Below are 22,652 nucleotides of genomic sequence, written 5' to 3'. Positions count from 1 at the left end.
TTACCCCCGGTAGCGCTGCTGGTTTTCAAGGAACCACTGCCAGGTACTGGCAAGCCCCGCTTCCAGTGATATCTCGTGATACCAGCCCAACTGATGCAGACGCGTAACATCGAGCAATTTGCGCGGCGTTCCATCCGGTTTGCTGGCGTCGAACACCACGCGCCCCTTGTAACCCACGACCTGCGCGATGGTTTGCGCCAGTTCGCGGATGGTGCAGTCCACGCCGGTGCCCACGTTGATATGCGACAGCATCGGCTGGGTATATTCCTGCAAGACTTCCTGAGCCAGCTCCATCACGTGGATACTGGCCGCTGCCATATCGTCAACATGCAGAAATTCACGCATTGGCGTCCCGCTTCCCCACACCACCACATCCGGCGTATTGTGCTCGCGAGCGTCATGAAAGCGGCGCAGCAGCGCCGGGATCACATGCGAATTACTCGGGTGGAAGTTGTCATGCGGCCCATACAGATTGGTCGGCATCACCGAGCGATAATCGCGGCCATACTGGCGGTTATACGATTCGCACAGCTTGATCCCGGCAATTTTGGCAATCGCATACGGCTCATTGGTCGGTTCCAGCTGCCCCTGCAACAGTTCGCTTTCGGCTATTGGCTGGGTGGCTTGCTTTGGATAAATACAGGATGACCCGAGAAACAGCAGTTTATTCACGTTATGCAAATGCGCAGCATGAATAATGTTGCTCTCAATCATCATGTTTTCATAAATAAAATCAGCTGGATAAGTATTATTCGCCACGATCCCACCGACTTTAGCCGCCGCCAGATAAACCTGGTCAATACGTTCAGTGGCAAAGAACGCCTGCACCGCACTGGCGTCCAGCAGGTTAAGTTGGTCGCGGGTACGCAACACCAGCTCGACATTATCTCGCTGCGACAATTGTCTGACGATGGCGGACCCCACCATCCCGCGATGGCCCGCCACAAAAATACGTTGTGTCTTCATCCTCAGTACTCCAGCGCGATGGCGACCTCGTAACCGTGCGACTTCAGCAGGGAATGCTTCTTCGCTGCTTCAAGATCGTTGGCAACCATTTCCGAGATCATCTGGCGCAACGTGATTTCCGGCTTCCAGCCCAGTTTTTCATGTGCTTTGGCCGGATCGCCCAGCAGCGTTTCCACCTCTGCCGGACGGAAGTAGCGCGGGTCAACGGCAATCATGACATCCCCAGGTTTCACACCCGGCGCGTCGTGTCCGGTTACGGAAACCACGATGCCTTTCTCATTCACGCCCTCGCCTTCAAAGCGCAATTTAATCCCCAACTGAGCGGCGGCCATTTCCACAAACTGGCGCACGGAATACTGCACGCCGGTGGCAATCACGAAATCTTCCGGCTTGTCCTGCTGCAGCATCATCCACTGCATCCTGACGTAATCTTTGGCATGCCCCCAGTCACGCAGCGAATCCATATTGCCCAGGTACAGGCAAGACTCCAGCCCCTGCGCGATGTTGGCGATCGCACGCGTAATTTTGCGCGTGACAAAGGTTTCGCCGCGGCGCGGAGATTCGTGGTTAAACAGAATGCCGTTACAGGCATACATACCGTAAGATTCGCGGTAGTTGACGGTTATCCAGTAGGCGTACAGCTTGGCAACGGCATACGGCGAGCGCGGGTAGAACGGCGTGCTCTCTTTCTGCGGAATTTCCTGTACCAGGCCGTACAGTTCAGAGGTGGAGGCCTGATAAAAACGGGTCTTCTTTTCCAGGCCGAGGAAGCGGATAGCTTCCAGCAAACGCAAGGTGCCGATAGCATCGACATCCGCGGTGTATTCCGGTGAATCAAACGACACCGCGACATGACTCATGGCGCCGAGGTTATAGACCTCATCCGGTTGCACTTCCTGTAAAATACGGGTCAGGTTGGAGGAGTCCGTCAAATCGCCATAGTGCAGATGGAATTTGGGATTGCCCGAATGCGGATCCTGATAGATGTGGTCCACTCGTTCGGTGTTGAATGATGAAGCGCGGCGCTTAATACCGTGTACTTCATACCCTTTTTCCAGCAGGAACTCTGCCAGGTAAGAACCATCCTGCCCGGTTACGCCAGTGATGAGAGCGACTTTTGACATGTTATTACCTCTTAAATGATCCCCTCAGGGAGTAACTTTCTCGACGCGTTCGCGTGTGACTATTGCGGGATTTCCCCGACAAACGACATTGGCTGGCAGCGATTTAAATACACTGCTGCGTGCTCCGACGACGGTGCCATCGCCAATCGTCACGCCAGGCGCGACAAAGACATCTGTCGCCAGCCAGCATTTATCACCAACTACAATTGGTGTGGCGTTAATATCAAAATGTTGACTGGCATAATCATGACTCCCGGTGCATAAATAACTTTTTTGCGAAATAACCGCGTGCGCACCAATCGTAATATCACCCAGCGTATATAAAACCGCGTCATCACCCACCCAGGAATAATCTCCCAGGGTTAATTTCCACGGATAAGTAATTTTTACTGAAGGTCGAATAACTACGTTTTTTCCTATTTTTGCGCCAAACATTCGCAATAAAAACGCACGCCAGCGATACATTACCTGTGGGGACCAGCGAAATAATGTGGCTTGCACTGCCCACCATAATTGCACTTTAATGGCACCGCCGCCGCGAAAACCTCCCGGCACGTTGAAGCCGCTTAAATCCTGCATAATGTACCCTTACGCTTTTCCATATAAGGTTTTTGTTTTACCGGTTGTGCGCAGACGTAAATATTCTGACAACCCGGTCCAAAAACCTGGCATGTGTAATATCTGGCGCTGTACCTTTTTTGCATCCCGGCACAATTCCAGATTATTCGTCGTTGACACCCCACCCATGGAAAACTCTGACACCAGCCCGCTCAGCTTTTTAAACGCGTAACCTGACTTGTATAATTTGGCTGCCAGCGCGTAATCAGACGATATCTTATATTGCAAATCATAGCGCCAGACATTCAGTCCAGAGAGAGGAAAGAAGATTGCCTGATGGCTGGCGGGAAGGCTGTGATAAATATACCAACCCGGCTTGGCCCGCCGCTTAATTTTGTTACCATTACCGAAATCCAGCAACGCATCGCCAATGACCATCGCTTTATCGCTCTGCGTTTTTAGCTGGCGGATAAAATGAGCCGCATCTGCATGCAGAATATCCCCGGAGTTGAGGAACAGCGCAAACCGCCCGCGCGCCATAGCGATACCTTTGTTCATTGCATCATAGATGCCCTTATCCGGCTCGCTGACAAACCGTAACCGGTGCTCTCCACTGAGCCCTTCAAGAAAGGCCGAGGTACCGTCAGAGGAGCCGCCATCAACAACAATCCACTCAAAACTGATATCACCCGCCTGCGCCAGATGAGCTAACGACGCGTGAGTTTTGACGATCCCTTCCAGATTACGAAAGGCGACGGTAATAATACTGAGCAGCATGCGTTCTACCTCGCTATATTCAGCGCCTTGCGCAAAATAAACGGACATACAATTAAAAATGCGTATTCCGGACTAAATACTGAACCTGTAAAAAACAGCGACAGCGGTGTAAAAAGATAAAGCTGCACCCGATAATTCTGATTATCACCAAACGCATTGATCATCATCTTCATGACTTTCCCCATGTACCACAGGGCTAATATCACCGCGAACCATGAAAAATAAATAATCAGCAGATACAAGCCATTGTCTATCGTTTTACCAACATCTGCACCGTTAAAAATTCCGAATGACGCAACATATTCATAAAGTGAGCCGAATCTCACTACCCCATCAACGTTAAGTAACGAATAACCGACCATTACTAATGGTCCCACGATACGATAATACGATGATGAGCCTTCAGTTCCTAAATCTCCAAGCCGTGTCGCGATGTACGGAAACGCAAATATCACACCAACAACAAACACGCTTAATGAGATTATCGCCAGCGGCAACTTCTTTTTTATCGCATCTTTATTCAGATACTGGAACGCCCACTCCAGGAGGTAAAACAAAATAAATGTCATTACCCCTGAAAACGATCCTGATAATATTATCCCTGCCAGAATCATAGCATCGGACTTAGGCGTTTTGATACCAAACTGTTTGATACTGAGCCAAATTGAGATTAACGCCAGAGCGAAGAATGCCGGTTCGAAATAGAGTGCAGTGGTACGCTTCCCACCAAACTTAATAAAGTTCAGAACATAGCTATTACTGTAAATAAGATATTTCGAAATAACTTCCATTAAACTGCTGCCGCCACTAAGAATTATCTGCGCCATTTCCACCGCAGCTAACCCCACCACCAGGCCCACAACCAGCCAGAAAAAACGCAAGATCTTAATGTAGTTATGCGGCGAAATGGTTTTGAAGCGAATACTCCACACCATACCGATAATCACCACGGTATAGACAAACAGCATTGCGGACGTCACGTACTTGCTGGCATCCAGTGATTGTCCGAACAGATAGTTAAACGCCGTCAGGCCGCCTCCTACGCCCAGCGCAATCATTAATTTTTTAATATTGATGCGCTCGACAAACAGCAACAGCAGAACGGGCAAAAACGTGACGATAGTTATCGGGAAGCTCTCGCCAAGCTGGGCGAGTTTGACGTTAACCAGCAGATAAAGCAGCGGTAGCACCAGATAGCTACAGATTCTGATAGAACGAGACATACTCCTCCAGCATCTGTTGCCCACTGTATGCCACCCGGCTGCGCTGGCTGAACGCGGCAAGCGACGTGTCAAATACCGCCTGCGCAATGTCTGATCTTTTCAGTTGCACCAGGTGCAAAACATCCGCTTCGCTGAACGTTTTGCCGCCCGATTTCGCCAGCACTTCCTGCGCGGCATCGCTATGCGTAGCAATAACCGGTACGCCGATGGAAAGCGCTTCGCACAGAATCAGCGGGTAGTTATCAACGCGCGAGCTGAACACCAGCCCATCCATCTCGTTAAGCGCGCTCATCAACGTGCGCTTATCGCTCTCAAACCCGTGATTGATGACGTTATCCCCCACAAACGGGGAAAATTTGCCGAAGGTATGCAGCTCAATTTTGTCTCCGAGCGCAATCATCGCTCGCACCAGTTGCTGACTGGTTTTACCGTCATAGCGCAGGTCATGGGCCACTACGGCGATTTTTGGTCTGCCGCTTTCCTCATGCTTAGCGGGAAGTTCGGCAAGAATGGCTTCCGTTGCCACATCGATGCCGTTGTTAATAATGCGGCAACGACCGACGCCATACAGACTGTTGAATGCATCGGCCACATGCTGACTGGGCGAGATGAACTGGCAGCCCAGCGCAAGCATGGTGCGAAACATCTGCCGTTTACCAGGCAACTGTTGATGGGCTTTATCGATTTTTACCGGCGGATAGTTACTGAGCGTTGGACATTTCTGACAGCCCGTTTTCCAGCTTTCGCAGCCATCGGTAAAGGCACAGCGCCCGGTCACGCTCCAGTGATCGTGCAGCGTCCAGACAAAGGTGATATCCGGTTTATGCGCCTTCACTTTTTGGCAAAAGGCGACCACCTCTTCCAGATTCAACCAGTAGCTGTGCAACACATGAAAATGCAGTACCAGCGGGCCGGAAGTGCGGGTAACCGTACGGTACAACTTGTCGAGATTGCCAAACATGTCGCGGTTCGCGAAACGAAACAGCGCAATGTTCGCCGCCGACGTCAGACGTGGCGTATGTTTGATAACCTGGGGGTAATTCGCATGGCTGACGCTTTTCTTACCGCCTTTGCCATAGCCGTAGACAAAACGCGATGACAGCCCTTTCTCCAGCGCCCTCAGATGCAAATCTAACGCCACGCCTGCCGCCCCGCCTTCTGCGAGTCGCACATTAAACTGTAATATCTTCATTTTATTACCTTCACCCGTGCCTTCTCGCCCACGACCAGCGTATTGTCCGGGACGCTATCCACTACGACGCTCCCGGCGCCAATCGTCACGTTATCGCCAATGGCAACGCCGCCAAGCAGAGTGACATTGGCCCCCAGCTCAACGCCGTTACCGATGACCGGACAGGACAGATCGTTGCCGCCAAGATTGCCGATGGTGACGCCGTGGCGCAGGGTGAAATCATCCCCCGCCACCACGTGTTTATTGATCACCACCCCATAGCCATGATGGATGGTGAAACGACGACCAATAGATGCAGCTGCCTGGATTTCATAGCCAAACACGCATTCAGTGATAAGGCGATACATCACCAGTACCGGCGCCGCCCACAGGTTGTTCAAGACATTTTTTTTACGCCAGACGGAGCAAAAATGGGCAATCCGATAGGCCACCACCATGCAGCAGGGTCGCAGACTCCAGCCGTTCGCGCGTAAATCTTCCAGCATACTTAGCGTCCTCGCAGTCCGTCGGCCAGGCGCTTACTATTGCGAACAGAAAGCAGCGTCAGCAACGTGCGCCAGTTCATCCGTTTATTGCGGATTTGGTAGAGGGTAAACAGCTGATATTTCTTGCTGGCCCGGTCAAATTTGCCTTTGTGCTTACGGTAGAACTGAAAGTAGCCGGAGAATTTATGCGGGGATGAGGTAATACGCATTTCACCGTGATTCACATGCAGGATCTGCGTTGCCTCTTTTACCTTCCACGGTTTGCCATACGCCACCACCATGCGCAGGAAAATGTCATAATCCTGCGCCGCTTTCAGCGTGGTGTCGAACAGGCATGCTTTAAACCGCCAGGCCCAGGTAAACACCTGATTACCAATAATATTGCGCTTATAAAATTTACGGCGTGAATAAACGGCCTTCGGATAGAGCGGCAAACTGGTCGGCTGCGAATATACTTCGCCCTCACAGACATAGTCATTGGCATACAGAAACGCCCGCGTGACCAGATGATGGCGATAATTGAGAAATACGCTCAGGCGGTTCGGCGTCCATTCATCATCATCATCAATACCCGTAATATATTGCCCACTGGCCTGCATGATGGCCTGATTACGCACCGCACAGGCTCCGGAGTTAGTGGGATTACGCGTATACGACACACGCGGATCGTTGAGTTCTTCAACAAATTGCTGCAGTTGCTCATACGAGGAAGAGCAATCATCCACAATGATCATCTCCCAGTGAGGATAGTCCTGGCGCAGTACCGATTTAATCGCCCGGATGGCCAGTTGCTGACGGTTCCAGGTGGGCATATAAATTGAAATTAGCGGGTTGTCTGTCGTCATTTTCGTTTCCCAGATATCCCCGTCATACTTCAAGTTGCATCTGCGTTGGCTTTCCTGCAACTCGAATTATTTAGGGTATAAATATGTTTTTGTGGGCCGCTATCCGGCAATGTTCGTAATCTATTTCGAATCCGAGGTGTACTCGTATTCGTAGTAACCGTAATCCTGATACCCGCTGGCGCGGCGGAAGATCGAGTTCAGGATCACCCCTTTCACCTGAATGCCGTTTTGCTCAAAGCGACTCAGGCTGGTTTCCACCTCTTTCAGCGTGTTGACCGCGTAACGCGCCACCATCAGCGTGGTTCCAACGTGACGCCCCACGATAGCCGCATCGGTCACCGCCAGTATTGGCGGGGTATCGATCAGCACCAGGTCATAGTGCGAGCTGGCCCATGCAATCAGTTCGCCAAAGCGTTCACTCATCAGCAGCTCGGAGGGGTTGGGGGGAATTTGTCCGCGAGGGATCAGATCAAAATGTGGAATCGATGTCGGTTTCGCGCTGGATGAGATATCCCCCTTGCCGATGAGGATCTCAGACAGACCGTTAACGTTATTGGTCCCCAGCAGCTCGTGGGTATAGCCTTTGCGCATGTCGCAGTCGATCAACAGCACGCGTTTGTTGGTCTGACTAACGACCGCCGCCAGGTTGGCGCAGACAAACGTTTTACCAATTGACGGGCTGACGCCGGTCAGCATCAAGACGTTGTTGCGCGCCTGCATCATGGCAAAGTGCAGGCTGGTACGCAGGCTGCGGACCGCTTCTATCGCAAGATCCGTCGGATTCCCCACTGCCAGCAACTGGCTTTGCTTGTAGCGTTTCACGCCTTTAATGGTCTGCACGTTATCGCGTGCTTTTTGCCATTCTGATAGCGGAATGCTGGCATACACGCTGATACCATGCTCTTCCAGCGCCTGTGGGCTTTCAATGCCGCGATTAAACAGGGAACGCAGCAGTACGCCCACCACTGAAAGCATCAAACCAAGAATGATGCTACCGAGAATAATCAGCGTCGTTTTCGGCTTCAGCACGCCTGGCTGGGCAATCGCGGGATCGACGATGCGTACATCTCCGACCGTACTGGCCTCGGTAATCTTCAGCTCCTGCTGCTTGTTCAGCAACTGCATATAGACCTGCTGGCCGGACTCCACGTCACGCGTCAGGCGGACAATTTCCTGCTGCGTTTTCGGCATCGCCGTTACGCGCCCGTTCAGCTTGCTTTTCTCATCTTCCAGCGCCTGGCGTTTTTCCAGCAAGGTGCGGTACGCAGGGTGCGCTTTGGTGAACAGCTTGGAAATCTCCGCTTCTTTGAAGGTCAGCTCATTAAGCTGCGCATCAATATTCACCATGGAATCCAGCACCGCTTTGGCTTCCAGCGGCAAATCCACGGAGTCTTTGTCCTGACGAAAGGCATTCAGCTTGTTTTCGGCAACGTCCAGTCGGTTACGCACCTCGGGCAACTGCTTTGCCAGAAACGCCAGACTTTTGGCGGCCTCTTCAGATTTACGCTCCACGTTTTGTTGCAGATAGTTGCGGGTAATACTGTCAAGGATCTGGCGGATTTGCTCGCGGTCTTCGCCGGTAAAGCTCAGGCTCAGTACGCCAGTGTCTTTGCCGGTTTCCGTCACCATCAGATTATTTTGCAAGGTGTTGATCATGCCCAGCGTGGAGAATTTGCTGACGGTAAATTGGCTCTCAGGGCTGGCATGGATCGCCTCGACCAGCATCGTCACGCCGTCATGTTTCAGCACCTGCCCAACCTGCCCCTGGGCGCTAAAACCCCCGTCACTCACCAGCTGATAACTTTTGTCATTCAGCACGCTTAGCGTGAAGGTCTGTTCATTCATTGCCTTTGGCAGCGTGAAAGTCGTCACGTTAACCGTTTCGTTCTGGCGACCCATCAACCGATCCCAACCCGCGCCAAAAATGGGGAACGTATCTTTGGTAACCGCGATATCCAGATTGAGATCGTCTACCGTTTTCCCCAATACCAGCCGTGACTGGATGAGCTGAATTTCCGCTTCAGAGGCCGGAGGTTTGTTCGACAACGCCGAGCCAATATCCTGCACCAGTGAATTTCCGGTATTTTGCTCAATTTGCACCAGCGCGTCCGCACTGTAGATGGGAGTGGCAAATAGCGTGTAGACCGCTGCGCATAATGCAAATGCCGCAGTAATACCAAGCACCCACCAGCGGGCTTCCACCACCGTTGCCACCAGACGGCCAATATCAATTTCATCATTGCCCGTTACCGGCGCAGCAGACTGTTTTACTTTTTCTGTCATTGTTTTCCCTGCTCTGCGTTCAATGCCTGAGCCCATTGGCGGGCAGACCGTTCAAGTAATGCGTACACCGCGTCAAACGCATCACGGCTTTTACGATACGGATCGGGAATTTCGCGCTCGCTGTCCCAGTGACCAAACAGCATCACTTTGCCGCGCATCTCCGGCACCATTTCACATAGGGCAGAGATATGGCGTTTTTCCATGGTCAGGATAAGGTCATACTCCCGGCACATTCGTCCCGAGATCTGCCGGGCACAATGATTCTCCAGTGACAGGTTGTGCGCCTGCGCCACGCTGATGGCGCACGGGTCCGCGCCTTTGCCTACCAACGCCCCGAGACCGGCAGAAGAGACCGTCAGCGCCGGGTGAAATTGCCTTAACAAGCGCTCTGCCGTCGGAGAGCGGCAAATGTTCCCCACACAGACAACTAAGATTTTGTTAAACATGACGATTACCAGTTGTGAAGGTCGCTGGCCGTGTCCGTCATATAGCGAACACCGCTAATAGTCGGCAGCAACTGATTGATCAAACGGTTCCAGCGAGCAACCGGCGCGGTTGTGACGTACACCACATCGTATGGCTGGAGTCGGAATGACGTCGCCATCACCAGCGATGTCGCATCGGACATATCAAGCTGATAGATATTGGCAATCTTGCCGTTGTTCCCGCCCTCGCCTTTCAATGGACGAATAACGAAAATGCCGCTGGCATTGGAGGTGGTCAGGTCAATACCTTCCGCGTTGCCGAGCGCTTCGGTGAGCGTCATGCCGCTGAAGTCCATTTTGAGGGTGCTCTGTTTTTTCACTTCCCCCATTACGAAGACTTTCAAATCGTCATTACGCGGAACAAACAGGATGTCGCCAGGATAGAGCAGACGGTTCTGGCTCAGGTCGCCATTTTGCATTAGCGCTTGCAATGAAATACGTTGCTCCTGCCCTTTATGAGTCAGTACAACGTTGCGCCAGTCTGCCGCCTCGGTGAGACCGCCTGCGGCGTTAATGGCATCGAGAATGGTAAGCGGCACGTTGGTGATGGCCTGCTGGCCGGATTTGTTCACCTGCCCGGAGACATAGGCCTTCTGCGAACGGAAAGCGGCGATATTAACGTCCACCTGCGGGTCAGCAATGTACTTCGCTAAGCGCCCGGTAATATCACTACGAATTTCGGCCAACGTTTTCCCTGACACGCTAACTTTGCCGATGTAGGGGTAAAACATGGTGCCATCAGGCTGCACCCAGTTGCCGGCATCACTTGAGCTACGATACTGCCCGGCCGGCGTGGTGAGTTCAGGATGATCCCAGACGGTAACATTCAGGACATCGCCCGGGCCGACCCGGTACTGATACCCGGAAATCTCCTGGTCGAGAGACATATTAGGCTGCGCAACATTTGGTCGGGGACGTAATTGTTCGACCAGTCGTGGGGTGAGTGGATAAACATTCACCATGCGATCGATATCAAAATCAGCGTCCTGCTGTTTAATCACATCTTTGCCCATCGTAGACATATTGCTGCCCGGAAGCACGGTACAACCGTTTATCAAGATTACCGATACCAATACAGGCATCAATTTAAGTTTGGATTTCATCATTGATTATTTATCACTTTGGCAGAGTAATTATCACGTGCGATCTAAATAGCGACTTCGCCTGTACGCATTTACCTTGCCGTTAATTGAAAAGGAATTTAACTGGCATCTGTCCTAAAAAAAATGAATTCATCTGCGGTCTCTTGACAGAATAATTTAGGCTCGTCTCAGGCGACCAGACACGCTACCGCCCCTGGCTTCATTAGCTACCAATGCACTGATTAATTTAAATTTTTATCTTCCTCTTTATTTTCATCACATTCACAACGGGAACGCATCAGGAATAGCGCCGCTGGTTGATAAGGAAATATTTATATTTTGATTATTACCGGAGGAATTGTTGCAGCTAAGCGAATATCAGGCAAGGTAACAAGTTACCGACAACTTGCTTTTAAGATTAATATTAAGCGTTGAATTTGTATATTTTTAGGATTTTATTGATATTGACAACATTAATATAGAAATATCCCACCTGCGATATTTCTTAAAGAGCTTTGAATTAATAATATTATTTCCTGTAGTTACATTAAGGCTAATATCCCGTACCTGGTTGTAATAGGCTACAGAGAAATCCCTCCTCGCCATTGCATTTTTCGCCAGTTTTACCCATGATCGAATTGTGACAATTGTCATACAACTATGGGTATAGCATTTACTATGGAATGGATTGCCGATCCGTCAATCTGGGCCGGACTCGTCACGCTAATCGTGATCGAACTTGTTCTTGGCATTGATAATCTTGTTTTTATTGCCATCCTCGCGGAGAAACTGCCTCCTGCCCAGCGGGATAAGGCGCGTATTACCGGGCTACTGCTGGCGATGGTCATGCGCCTGCTGCTGTTGGCATCAATATCATGGCTGGTAACGCTGACCACGCCGCTGTTCAGCATTCGCGGCCTGAGCTTCAGCGCGCGCGATCTGATCATGCTGTTCGGCGGTTTCTTCCTGCTGTTTAAAGCCACCATGGAGCTAAACGAACGGCTGGAAGGCAAAGACAGCGAGAACCCGACCCAGCGTAAAGGCGCTAAGTTCTGGGGCGTCGTCGCGCAAATAGTCGTGCTGGACGCTATCTTCTCCCTGGATTCCGTCATTACCGCCGTAGGGATGGTCGATCACCTGGCAGTAATGATGGCTGCGGTGATTATTGCCATCAGCCTGATGGTGCTTGCCAGCAAGTCGCTGACGCGCTTTGTCAACAGCCATCCAACTATCGTCATTCTGTGCCTGAGCTTCTTGCTGATGATTGGTTTCAGTCTGGTCGCCGATGGGTTTGGTTTCCATATTCCGAAAGGTTACCTGTACGCCGCCATCGGCTTCTCGGTCATGATAGAAGCATTGAACCAGTTGGCTATCTTTAACCGTCGTCGCTTCCTGTCAGCCAACCATACCCTGCGCCAGCGCACCGCCGAGGCGGTAATGCGACTGCTGAGCGGGCAAAAAGAAGACGCCGAACTGGATGCCGAAACCGCGGCCATGCTGGCAGACCATCATGAAGGCCAAATTTTTGCCCCTCAGGAACGGCGGATGATTGAACGTGTGCTGAACCTTAATCAGCGTACGGTCAGCAGCATCATGACCTCGCGCCATGATATTGAGCACATCGACCTCAATGCGCCGGAAACAGAAATCCGCGCTTTGCTGGAAAAAAACCAGCATACGCGTCTGGTGGTCACCGGCGAAGATGAGCAGGAAGACTTGCTGGGCGTGGTGCATGTCATCGACCTGCTGCAGCAATCTCTTCGCGGCGAGCCGCTCGACTTACGCGTCTTGATTCGCCAGCCGTTGGTGTTCCCGGAAACTCTGCCGCTGCTTCCGGCGCTTGAGCAGTTCCGTAACGCCCGGACGCACTTCGCTTTTGTGGCCGATGAATTTGGGTCAGTTGAAGGGATTGTAACGCTCAGTGACGTGATGGAAACCATCGCCGGTAACCTGCCAAATGAGGTAGAGGAGATTGACGCCCGCCATGACATTCAGAAAAACGCGGATGGTTCATGGACCGCAAACGGACACATGCCGCTGGAAGATCTGGTGCAGTACGTGCCTATCCCGTTAGATGATAAGCGTGAATATCACACCATTGCCGGACTGTTAATGGAGTATTTGCAGCGCATCCCGAAAACCGGGGAGGAAGTTCAGGTCGGCGACTATCGACTAAAAACCCTGCAGGTGGAAAATCATCGCGTGCAAAAAGTCCAACTGATACCGCTGCACAGTGAAGAAGAGATGGATTACGAGGTGTAAATCACGAGCCGGGGGCGGCATCAACCGCCATCCGGCAATATGAATCAGAGTTTATCCAGCAACTTTTTAACATCTTTACCGTTGCGGGAGTCTTTATTGCGATCGGCCCAGTCGTTAAGGCGACGTTTCGCTTCATCCTGCAAATGCTTACGCAAAATCTGATCGACCTGCAGACTGTAGTTTAGCGCCTGCCACTGACCGTAGACTCTGAGAGGAACCGGGGTAGCCTTCAGGAAGTTAATCAGCTTACTTTCGCCATCCCAGCCGCCCAGCACGCGAATGTTAAACAGCGTGTCGCAATTCAGCTTCACCAGATCCAGCGTTCCCTTGCCGGTCAGCGCCAGCATCGCCGACTCACCCGCCATGTTATCCAGCGTAACCTCGCCGTTATCCAGCGTCATATCGGTTACAAAATGATCCAACCGGGTCACGTTATCCAGGTTTTGCTGAGCTTTAACATCCCCACCGCTACGTTCGACGGCCTGTTGTATCATCTGCTGGAAGTTCATTCCTTCCATTCGCGTATCGCTCATTTCGACATGGGCCTGCCCTTGCCAGCTATGACGAAACGCCTGGGCATCAATATCTGAGCCAGAGAAATCCCCTGCCAGTGACAGCTTACCGGTGAGGGCGATGGGGTAGTCGAAGGCTTTCAGGATAGTACCAATTTCTACGCCTTCCAGGCGCGGATGGAAGACCGCTCGCGGCTGTCCTTTTCTGGCATCCAGCATACCAGGAAGCGACACCAGCCCGCCGTCACTTTTCCCCTGCAACTGCGTAACGTTCAACAAGCCGAACTGGTTGTCAATTTTTGCCGAGACATTGTCAAACGCCATTTTCCGCCACAGCACTTTGTCAGCTTGCAACGCGATGTCTGCCGAAAATCCCTTCAGTCCCTGATACGAAACGGCATCAACCTGAGAAGCAATGACGGGGCGCGCCAGCGTTGACTGACTCTGACCTTGCTGAACTTCACCGTTCGTCGTCACAGCCTCACGTTGTACGAGCAGATTGTCCAGATTGAGCTGACCAAACTTCAGGTCGACGGCCCATTCTGGTTTATCCAACAATGTCACATGAGCTTGCCCGGCGAGAGAGCTGTCGTTAGCGGTCAAATGAATCTGGCTAAACGCGAGCTGTTTTTTCTCTTCCAGCCACTGCGCCTGAAACTGTCCCTGACCTTTGATCCCCTGCGTCGGTAGATCGGCCCCCTGCAGTTGCCAGCTTAGCTGCTCAATATTCGCGGATAAGTTATGCGGATAGTCGGAGGCATCAACGCTGCCGTTGAAGGATAATGCGAGGTCACGCTGATCGCGGTTAACGCGCCCGGAGAAATCAAACGTGCCGCGGTGCTGATTATCCTGTTCCATGTCCAGACGAATATCGCGAACCGTGATCTGTTCATCGTCTTCATGCTGGAATACCAGAACGCTATCGGCAACACGCAGGCGGGCAATATCAAACGACCATCCTCTGTCTTCAGCCAGGTCGGGCAAGGTATTGTCTTTTGGGGCAACGGGCGCATCTTCGCCGCGCACCGCTTCAGTTTGCGGGGTCAGTTGAATCACCGCGCCTTTGAGCATCACCTGCTTCACACTGAGCTGGTGACTCAACAGCGGCCACAACGCGACGTCAAGACGCATATTGTCGGCACGAATCAGGGGTTCGCTGGCGCCTTCAGCCGTTAACACCATGCGCCCCGAGAGGATACTCAGCTGTGGCCATACGTGCCAACGCAGAGGGCCATCCAACTGCAGCTGATATCCGCTACGCGCAGCAACCTGCTTGACCATATATGCGCGGAAATCATTCGGATTAACCAACAGTACTAACGCAGAAAAACCAGCCACCAGCACGACCAATAGAATCATCAGCGTCGTCAGAAATCGTCTCATGCTATCCCCAATGGACTGAAAATACTCAGTCTTTATCGATCCGGCTGGCAACGGCGCCCTGCTGATCGCGATACTTTGCATCCTGACGACGGTTGTAAGGTCGCGCCGCCGGACCGGAAAGCGGTTCGAAGCTTAATGCGCCAATCGGCATGCCAGGACGCAGGGCCAGCGGTAGTTTTCCGGAGTTGTAAAACTCCAGTACGATACAGCCAGACCAACCCGGATCAATACGGTGTGCGGTGACGTGTACCATCAGTCCCAGACGCGCCAGCGAAGAGCGGCCATCTAACCAACCCACAAGATCGGAAGGCAGCGTCACGGATTCGAACGTCACTGCCAGCGCCAGTTCGCCCGGATGCAGGAAAAATGCCTCGCCGTCTTTGAGGACGATTTCATCACTCATCACGCGATCCAGCGCGGCGCTGACTTCATCTTTCGGTCCGCTCAGATCGATATACGCTGCCGTATGCCCGCGGAACGTACGGAATTTGTTGCCAAGGCGCACATCTACCGTGGCGCCGTTGATTCGCTCGACAGGAGGGCGTGGATTGATCGACAGACGACCTTGATCCAACCAGGCTTCAATATCTCGGTCACATAAACGCATGGCACTTTCTCCTTTCGTGCTTCAACCCCTTAATGCCAGGTGCATTAAGGGTGAACCAGGTTATCACTGAACGGTACACAATTCGCTGAACTTATTCAAAGAACTGACTGATTTTAGCCTTCAGAATATCGATGGCGATGCGGTTTTTACCCCCGCGCGGCACAATGATGTCGGCGTACTGTTTTGAAGGCTCAATAAATTGCAGGAACATTGGACGGACGGTTTTCTGATATTGCGCCATCACTGAATCCATTGAACGACCACGTTCGTTCACATCGCGCTTGATACGGCGCATCAGGCAAATATCCAGCGGGGTATCAACAAAAATAGAGAAGTTCATCTCATCACGCAAACGCGCATCCGTCAGCAGCAAAATGCCTTCCAGGATGATGACTTTCTTGGGTTCGATATGAATAGTGTCTTGCGTGCGCGTGTGCTCAACGTAGCTGTACACTGGCAGCTCAATGGCACTACCGCGTTTCAGCGTTTGCAGATGTTGGAACAGCAGGCTGTGATCCATCGCGTTCGGATGGTCGTAGTTGGTTTTTACACGCTCTTCCATCGATAGATGGCTTTGATCTTTGTAATAGCTGTCTTCGGGAATAACGCCAATATGTTCGTCACCGACTTGTTCACGCAATTCGCGATAAAGAGTACTGGCAATAAGACTCTTGCCGGAAGCCGATGCGCCGGCAATGCCGATAATGACGCACTGATGGGACTGATCAGTCATAAATTTAGCGACCTGATTAACCTGGATGTTAGGAAGGGCGGCGCCGAAACGCCAAACGCGGCAATTATAGGGATTTCAGCGGCGCGACGCCAGCCCAGGCTGCACCAATGCCTTCCCTGTCGCAAATTAAAACGGTCATATTTAAAGCATGCGCTACATTTATTCGCCAGCCTTAGTAATTAATAGCTTGAGAGTGTTAATTTATGAGCAGCTGGCGTATAAATTGTAAATTATTTGTACTAGCATAAACCCAGATTAAATGTGATGCGTCCGGCATCTCTACTGGGCGACAACGGCTATTTGGGTAGAGTGGTAATGAGTAAACAATCCCAACATGTTTTAGTTACCTTACCTCATCCTCTACTGCGCCTGGCCAGTTTAGGTCTGGTGGCTTTCATCTTTACGCTGTTCTCGCTGGAACTGTCTCGTTTCGGGGCGCAACTGGCGCCGCTGTGGTTTCCGACCTCAATCATGATGGTGGCTTTTTACCGTCATGCGGGAAAAATGTGGCCGGGGATCGCGCTGGCGTGCTCATTGGGTAACATCGCGGGTTCTTTGCTCTTCTTCCCCGGAGAGTCGCTTAGCTTTACCTACACGGCCATCAACATTATTGAGGCTGTCGTGGGGGCAATGTTATTGCGCAAACTGCTGCCCTGGTACAATCCTTTACAAAATCTCAACGACTGGGCGCGCCTGGCATTCGGCAGCGCAGTGGTCCCTCCGCTGCTGGGCGGCGTATTACTCTGGTTATTATTACCGCAAGAAACGTCGTTAAATACCTTCCTCATTTGGGTGCTGTCAGAATCCATCGGCGCGCTGGCGCTGGTACCATTAGGTTTACTGTTTAAGCCACATTATCTGCTGCGCCACCGCAATCCGCGATTACTGCTTGAAACTCTGATTACGCTTCTGGTGACGTTAACGTTCAGTTGGCTGTCGATGATGTTCATTCCATGGCCGTTTACCTGCGTTATTGTCCTGTTGATGTGGAGCGCTGTCCGTCTGCCGCGTATGGAGGCGTTTTTAATTTTCCTCAGCACCGTGATGATGGTTTCGCTGATGTTGGCCGCTGACCCTTCGCTGCTCTACACCCCCAAACAGAACATGATGAGCAGCTTACCGTGGCTGCCGTTTTTGATGATCCTGTTGCCAGCCAATATGATGACCATGGTGATGTACGCGTTTCGGGCTGAACGCAAGCACATCTCAGAAAGCGAAGCGCGCTTTCGCAATGCTATGGAATATTCCGCAATTGGCATGGCGCTGGTCGGGACCGAGGGGCAATGGCTACAGGCCAATAAAGCCTTGTGCCAGTTTCTGGGTTATAGCCAGGAGGAGCTACGTTCGCTCACCTTCCAGCAATTAACCTGGCCGGAAGATTTGAACAATGACCTCGAACAGTTGAACATGCTGGCACGCGGGGAAATTAACAGCTATTCCATGGAGAAGCGCTATTACACGCGCGCGGGCGAGGTGGTATGGGCTTTGCTGGCCGTTTCGCTGGTGCGCCATAGCGACACCACCCCACTCTACTTTATTGCTCAGATTGAGGATATTAACGATCTGAAGCACACCGAGTGGATGAACAAACGGCTGATGGAGCGCATTACGCTCGCTAATGAAGCCGGGGGGATCGGCATTTGGGAATGGGAACTGCAGCCTGATGTGATCAGTTGGGATAAGCGTATGTTCGATCTCTATGAAGTCCCGGCACATATCAAGCCCAGCTGGCAAGTCTGGTATGAATGCGTTGTGCCTGAAGATCGCGAACACGCCGAAAATGTGATTCGCGATTCGCTGGCCGCACGAGCCCCATTTAAGCTTGAGTTTCGTATCGCAGTAAAAGGTGGCATACGGCATATCCGCTCGTTGGCCAACCGGGTACTGAATAAAGACGGTGAAGTTGAACGCTTACTTGGCATCAATATGGATATGACCGAGGTGAAGCAGCTCAACGAAGCGCTGTTTCAAGAAAAAGAGCGTTTGCATATTACGCTGGACTCCATCGGCGAGGCGGTGATTTGTATTGATGTCGACATGAATGTGACCTTTATGAATCCGGTCGCTGAGAAAATGAGCGGCTGGCAGCAGGAAAACGCAATTGGCATTCCGCTCCTGACAGTACTGCGTATTACTTTCGGCGATAACGGTCCGCTGATGGAAAATATCTACAGTGCCGACATGTCACGTAAGGCAATGGAGCAGGAAGTCGTCCTGCATTGTCGCAACGGCAACAGTTATGACATTCAGTACAGCATCACGCCCCTCAGCACCCTTGATGGCGGCAGCATTGGCTCGGTGCTGGTTATTCAGGATGTCACCGAGTCACGTAAGATGCTGCGCCAGCTTAGCTACAGCGCTTCGCATGACGACCTGACGCAGTTGGCCAATCGGGTCAGCTTTGAAAACCATCTCAAACAGTTGCTGCATACGGTGCACGACGCGCACCAGAGTCATGTGCTGGTTTTTATCGATCTTGATCGTTTTAAAGCTGTGAACGATAGCGCAGGTCATGCCGCAGGCGATGCCCTGCTGCGCGAACTCTCTTCACTGATGCTAAGCATGCTGCGGTCCAGCGATATGCTGGCGCGCCTTGGCGGCGACGAGTTTGGTCTGTTGCTGCCGGATTGTAATATCGAAAGCGCCCGCTTCATCTCAGGTCGCATCATCAGTGCTATTAACGATTACCACTTCATGTGGGATGGCCGCTTGCACCGCATTGGCGCCAGTGCGGGAATTACGCTGATTGATGACAAAAACCATGTTGCGACTGACGTCATGTCTCAGGCGGATATCGCCTGCTACGCGGCGAAAAACAGCGGACGTGGGCGTGTCTGCGTCTATGAACCCCAGCAAAGCCAGGCGCATGCCGCGCGTAGCCAACTGTCATTGGATGAACAAAAGCATACCATTATGCACAGCCCCATGCTGATGATCGCCAGAGGCGTGGCTTCTCCACGTATACCTGAGACGTTTAGCTTCTGGCTTATATCGCTACGCTTAGGGACCGCTGAAGGCGAAGTGATTGAAGAGCAAACATTCCGTACCGGGCTGGTCGATCCCACATTGAATCAAGCGCTCGACCGTCGGGTATTCAGCGAATTCTTCCAGAATGCTGCCCCGGCAGTCGCCAGCAAGGGCCTCAGTGTTGCGCTCCCCCTTTCCGCCGCCGGGCTGCTCAATTCAGAACTTGTTGATGAACTGCTGGAACAATTGCAACATAGCCCGTTACCGCCACGGCTGCTGCACCTGACCGTTCCAGCCAGCGTCATCAAAACGAATCCAACGCAGGCGATATCCGCCCTGCATCGGCTACGTCAGTTCGGTTGTCGAATTGTGTTAAGTCAGGTCGGTCGTGATTTAGAGCTTTTTGACAATCTGAAATACCACATTGTCGATTACCTTTTGCTCGACAGCGAGCTAAGCGCCAGCGCTCACGGAGACCTGATTGACGAGATGTGGGTGTCCATTATCCAGGGCCATGCCCAGCGCCTGGACATTAAAAGCATCGCCGGTCCGGTGCAGTTGCCGCTTATTATGGATGCGCTTTCCGGCATCGGTATTGATATGATTTATGGCGACATTATTGCCAACGCTCAACCGCTGGATCTGCTACTGAATACCAGTAATTTCGCCATCAACTGACGGCTGCCAGCCATCCGTGTACCAGATATGCAAGAGTGCATAGGAGCGCCAGGGTTTCCAACGCTCTGCATAGCGCCGGATCTGGGCTGGCGTCATGCCGGGAAAACGCTGTTTAATCAGATAATCATCCGGCAAAAAAACATCCTTCGCCTGCCAACCACGCAGCGCAAAATAGTTGGCGGTCCAGCGCCCTATTCCGGGAAACGTTTGTAGTTGCTTAACGCCTTGCTCAATATCGTCAGGCGCTACTGTCGCAAGCGTTCCTTCAAGCGTTGCACGCGCCAGGTGAATCAACGCTTCAGCGCGTTTGAGCGGCATCCCTAACGCTTTCAGGTGCAGCGGTTCGGCGTCAGCAAGCGCTTCAGGCGTGGGAAAACAAACATACCCTGGGGCATCCTCCAGCGTGTCGCCATAAGCATGGGCGACTTTCGCTGTCAGTTTTGCCGCCATAGCCACGCTGACTAACTGCCCTAAAATCGCCCGTACCCCTTGCTCAAAAGCATCGACACATCCCGGCAGGCGCAGTCCCGGACGCGCCGCACCAAGGCTTCCCAGCGCGCTGACAATTTGCTGCGGGCAGCAGGTAAGATCAAACAAACGGGTTATTTTCGCCAGGCACTCGGGGGCGGCGGGTTGTAATCCCGAACTTAACGTCACGTGTAGCACATTGGCGTGCAAATCCGGTACGACGCGCACCAGCCCCCGATGCTCCCCTACGGACAGGCTTCTGGTATAACTCAGTTCCTCCACCGTTTCGACACCGTCAACCGCACGGGCGGCAAGAAATCCCAGCATCCAGGGCCAGTCATAAGGCGGTTGCCAGCTCAGCGTGAACATTCAGTTTTCCTTTTTATGCAAACCTACAGCATAAACGGTATTCAATCGATGTGCCTTGCTTTCATATTCCAGTTGTCGGAGCGTCAACATTTCGTTAAAGTCACGCCCCTTCTTCACTGGCATGGGGATTTTTACGGTGTTTATTGGTTTTGACTACGGTACGGCAAACTGTTCAGTGGCCGTTATGCGTGACGGGCAGCCTCACCTGCTCAAAATGGAAAATAACAGCACGCTTCTGCCTTCAATGCTGTGCGCGCCAACGCGCGAAGCGGTCAGCGAGTGGCTGTATCGCCATCACGACATCCCAACCACGGACGACGAAACGCAGGCGCTGCTTCGCCGCGCGATGCGCTATAACCGCGAAGAAGACATCGACGTTAACGCCAACAGCGTGCAGTTCGGTCTGGCATCGCTGGGTCAATATATTGAAGACCCGGAAGAGGTGTACTTCGTTAAATCGCCAAAATCATTTTTGGGTGCCAGCGGTCTGAAGCCGCAGCAGGTTGCGCTGTTTGAAGATCTGGTCTGCGCGATGATGCTGCACATCCGCAATCAGGCACAAAATCAGTTACCGGAAGCCATCACCCAGGCCGTTATTGGTCGTCCCATCAACTTCCAGGGGTTAGGGGGCGATGACGCCAACACCCAGGCGCAGGGTATTCTTGAACGTGCGGCCAAACGCGCCGGTTTTCAGGATGTCGTCTTCCAGTACGAGCCGGTAGCGGCGGGTCTGGATTACGAAGCCACGCTGCAGGAAGAAAAACGCGTGCTGGTAGTGGATATTGGCGGGGGTACAACCGACTGTTCACTGCTGCTGATGGGGCCGCAATGGCATCAGCGCGCCGATCGCGAAAACAGCCTGCTGGGGCACAGCGGCTGCCGCGTTGGCGGGAACGATCTGGATATTGCGCTGGCGTTTAAACATCTGATGCCGCTGCTCGGTATGGGGGGGGAAACGGAAAAAGGGATCGCCTTACCTATTCTGCCCTGGTGGAACGCGGTCGCGATCAACGATGTTCCCGCGCAAAGTGACTTCTACAGTAGCGCCAACGGTCGCTTGCTCAACGATCTTGTCCGCGACGCGAAAGAAGCCGATAAAGTCGCCCTACTGCTTAAAGTCTGGCGCGAGCGTCTGAGCTATCGCCTGGTGCGCAGCGCAGAAGAGAGCAAAATCGCGCTTTCCGATCAGACCATTGTGACGGCGGCGATACCGTTTATCAGCAACACGCTGGCAACCGATATCAGTCAACACGGGCTGGAAGCTGCGCTCAATCAGCCCCTGGCGCGCATTCTGGAGCAGGTTCAACTGGCGCTGGAAAACGCGCAGGAAAAACCGGACGTGATTTACCTGACCGGCGGTAGCGCGCGTTCGCCGCTGATTAAAAAAGCCCTCACCCAGCAACTTCCCGGGATTCCGATCGCGGGGGGTGATGATTTCGGTTCCGTTACTGCCGGACTGGCCCGCTGGGCTGACGTTGTTTTCCGCTAAGCGGCTCGCATGCTGAAAAGTACGCGTATTGACATCACCATTGCTGTGGCTTATTTTCAGGAGTGAGGGTTAGGGAGGGCTTCCCCTCCCCCTGGTGTCTTAGTAAGCCGGTAAGCTAATCACTAAGAGTATCACCAGTATGATGACCTGCTTCATCATAACCC

At 52.4% G+C, this 22,652-nt stretch carries 19 protein-coding genes; 3 read left to right on the top strand and 16 right to left on the bottom strand.

The genetic code is table 11. The features are described from left to right. The 11 genes from HV037_RS09595 to HV037_RS09545 all read right to left on the bottom strand — a co-directional run bounded on the left by HV037_RS09595 (position 1) and on the right by HV037_RS09545 (position 11,044). Positions 1–966 carry a GDP-L-fucose synthase gene (locus HV037_RS09595; protein WP_016156919.1) on the bottom strand — a complete coding sequence of 322 codons (966 nt, stop codon included), beginning with the start codon at positions 964–966 and terminating at the stop codon, positions 1–3. Positions 967–968: 2 nt separating this feature from the next. After that, on the bottom strand, positions 969–2,090 hold the full coding sequence (gmd, locus tag HV037_RS09590) for a GDP-mannose 4,6-dehydratase (protein WP_016156920.1): 1,122 nt from the start codon (positions 2,088–2,090) through the stop codon (positions 969–971). 24 nt (positions 2,091–2,114) lie between these two features. Next, positions 2,115–2,669 (bottom strand): colanic acid biosynthesis acetyltransferase WcaF, encoded by a 555-nt coding sequence (gene wcaF, locus HV037_RS09585; protein WP_016153587.1) that lies wholly within the window; start codon positions 2,667–2,669, stop codon positions 2,115–2,117. A gap of 9 nt (positions 2,670–2,678) precedes the next feature. Next, positions 2,679–3,425 carry a colanic acid biosynthesis glycosyltransferase WcaE gene (wcaE, locus tag HV037_RS09580; RefSeq protein ID WP_019077134.1) on the bottom strand — a complete coding sequence of 249 codons (747 nt, stop codon included), beginning with the start codon at positions 3,423–3,425 and terminating at the stop codon, positions 2,679–2,681. Between the two features lie 5 nt (positions 3,426–3,430). Continuing rightward, entirely contained in the window at positions 3,431–4,648 is a 1,218-nt protein-coding gene (gene wcaD / locus HV037_RS09575; protein WP_016153589.1) for a colanic acid polymerase WcaD, read from the bottom strand. After that, the gene (wcaC, locus tag HV037_RS09570; protein WP_101700046.1) at positions 4,623–5,840 is read right to left on the bottom strand and encodes a colanic acid biosynthesis glycosyltransferase WcaC; all 1,218 of its coding nucleotides are present in this window, start codon (positions 5,838–5,840) and stop codon (positions 4,623–4,625) included. The genes wcaD and wcaC overlap by 26 nt, the downstream gene beginning before the upstream one ends. Then, on the bottom strand, positions 5,837–6,325 hold the full coding sequence (wcaB, locus tag HV037_RS09565) for a colanic acid biosynthesis acetyltransferase WcaB (protein ID WP_049281950.1): 489 nt from the start codon (positions 6,323–6,325) through the stop codon (positions 5,837–5,839). The genes wcaC and wcaB overlap by 4 nt, the downstream gene beginning before the upstream one ends. Positions 6,326–6,327: 2 nt before the next feature. Next, a complete protein-coding gene (wcaA, locus tag HV037_RS09560; RefSeq protein WP_016153592.1) occupies positions 6,328–7,170 on the bottom strand; it encodes a colanic acid biosynthesis glycosyltransferase WcaA in 843 nt (280 codons plus the stop codon). A 120-nt stretch (positions 7,171–7,290) separates the two neighbouring features. Beyond that, positions 7,291–9,453 carry a tyrosine-protein kinase Wzc gene (gene wzc, locus HV037_RS09555; RefSeq protein WP_103284001.1) on the bottom strand — a complete coding sequence of 721 codons (2,163 nt, stop codon included), beginning with the start codon at positions 9,451–9,453 and terminating at the stop codon, positions 7,291–7,293. After that, positions 9,450–9,899, bottom strand: a complete 450-nt coding sequence (gene wzb, locus HV037_RS09550) for a low molecular weight protein-tyrosine-phosphatase Wzb (protein WP_016156925.1) — start codon at positions 9,897–9,899, stop codon at positions 9,450–9,452. Before wzb ends, wzc begins: the two co-directional genes overlap by 4 nt. Before the next feature lie 5 nt (positions 9,900–9,904). Continuing rightward, complete coding sequence (locus HV037_RS09545) at positions 9,905–11,044, bottom strand: polysaccharide export protein (RefSeq protein ID WP_047499630.1); 1,140 nt, start codon at positions 11,042–11,044, stop codon at positions 9,905–9,907. 654 nt (positions 11,045–11,698) lie between these two features. Between HV037_RS09545 and HV037_RS09540 the strand changes: the two genes are divergently transcribed. Continuing rightward, a complete protein-coding gene (locus HV037_RS09540) occupies positions 11,699–13,282 on the top strand; it encodes a TerC family protein (protein ID WP_019077138.1) in 1,584 nt (527 codons plus the stop codon). Between the two features lie 44 nt (positions 13,283–13,326). On the opposite strand, the gene asmA is transcribed toward HV037_RS09540, so the two are convergent. From asmA to udk, 3 genes are all read right to left on the bottom strand, one after another. After that, positions 13,327–15,177, bottom strand: a complete 1,851-nt coding sequence (gene asmA / locus HV037_RS09535) for an outer membrane assembly protein AsmA (protein WP_016156928.1) — start codon at positions 15,175–15,177, stop codon at positions 13,327–13,329. A 25-nt stretch (positions 15,178–15,202) separates the two neighbouring features. Continuing rightward, positions 15,203–15,784, bottom strand: coding sequence for a dCTP deaminase (gene dcd, locus HV037_RS09530; protein ID WP_016153598.1), 582 nt, complete (start codon positions 15,782–15,784; stop codon positions 15,203–15,205). Positions 15,785–15,875: 91 nt separating this feature from the next. After that, positions 15,876–16,517, bottom strand: coding sequence for a uridine kinase (gene udk, locus HV037_RS09525; protein WP_003036776.1), 642 nt, complete (start codon positions 16,515–16,517; stop codon positions 15,876–15,878). Positions 16,518–16,832: 315 nt separating this feature from the next. Between udk and HV037_RS09520 the strand changes: the two genes are divergently transcribed. Continuing rightward, the gene (locus HV037_RS09520; RefSeq protein ID WP_103284464.1) at positions 16,833–20,162 is read left to right on the top strand and encodes a diguanylate cyclase; all 3,330 of its coding nucleotides are present in this window, start codon (positions 16,833–16,835) and stop codon (positions 20,160–20,162) included. On the opposite strand, the gene alkA is transcribed toward HV037_RS09520, so the two are convergent. Continuing rightward, entirely contained in the window at positions 20,130–20,999 is an 870-nt protein-coding gene (gene alkA, locus HV037_RS09515) for a DNA-3-methyladenine glycosylase 2 (RefSeq protein WP_075848345.1), read from the bottom strand. The two genes, HV037_RS09520 and alkA, sit on opposite strands and share 33 nt — an antisense overlap. 136 nt (positions 21,000–21,135) lie before the next feature. Here alkA and yegD point away from each other — a divergent pair, with 136 nt between their 5' ends. Continuing rightward, on the top strand, positions 21,136–22,488 hold the full coding sequence (gene yegD, locus HV037_RS09510) for a molecular chaperone (RefSeq protein ID WP_103284002.1): 1,353 nt from the start codon (positions 21,136–21,138) through the stop codon (positions 22,486–22,488). Between the two features lie 99 nt (positions 22,489–22,587). Here yegD and HV037_RS09505 read toward each other — a convergent pair whose 3' ends face one another. Next, positions 22,588–22,647, bottom strand: coding sequence for a type I toxin-antitoxin system Ibs family toxin (locus tag HV037_RS09505; protein WP_109017525.1), 60 nt, complete (start codon positions 22,645–22,647; stop codon positions 22,588–22,590). Between the last annotated feature and the right edge of the window lie 5 nt (positions 22,648–22,652).

The organism is Citrobacter sp. RHBSTW-00017, from assembly GCF_013797615.1.
Taxonomy (GTDB): Bacteria; Pseudomonadota; Gammaproteobacteria; order Enterobacterales; family Enterobacteriaceae; genus Citrobacter; species Citrobacter braakii.
Note: the sequence above shows the minus strand (reverse complement) of the source record. Positions and strands in the feature narration are given on the sequence as shown.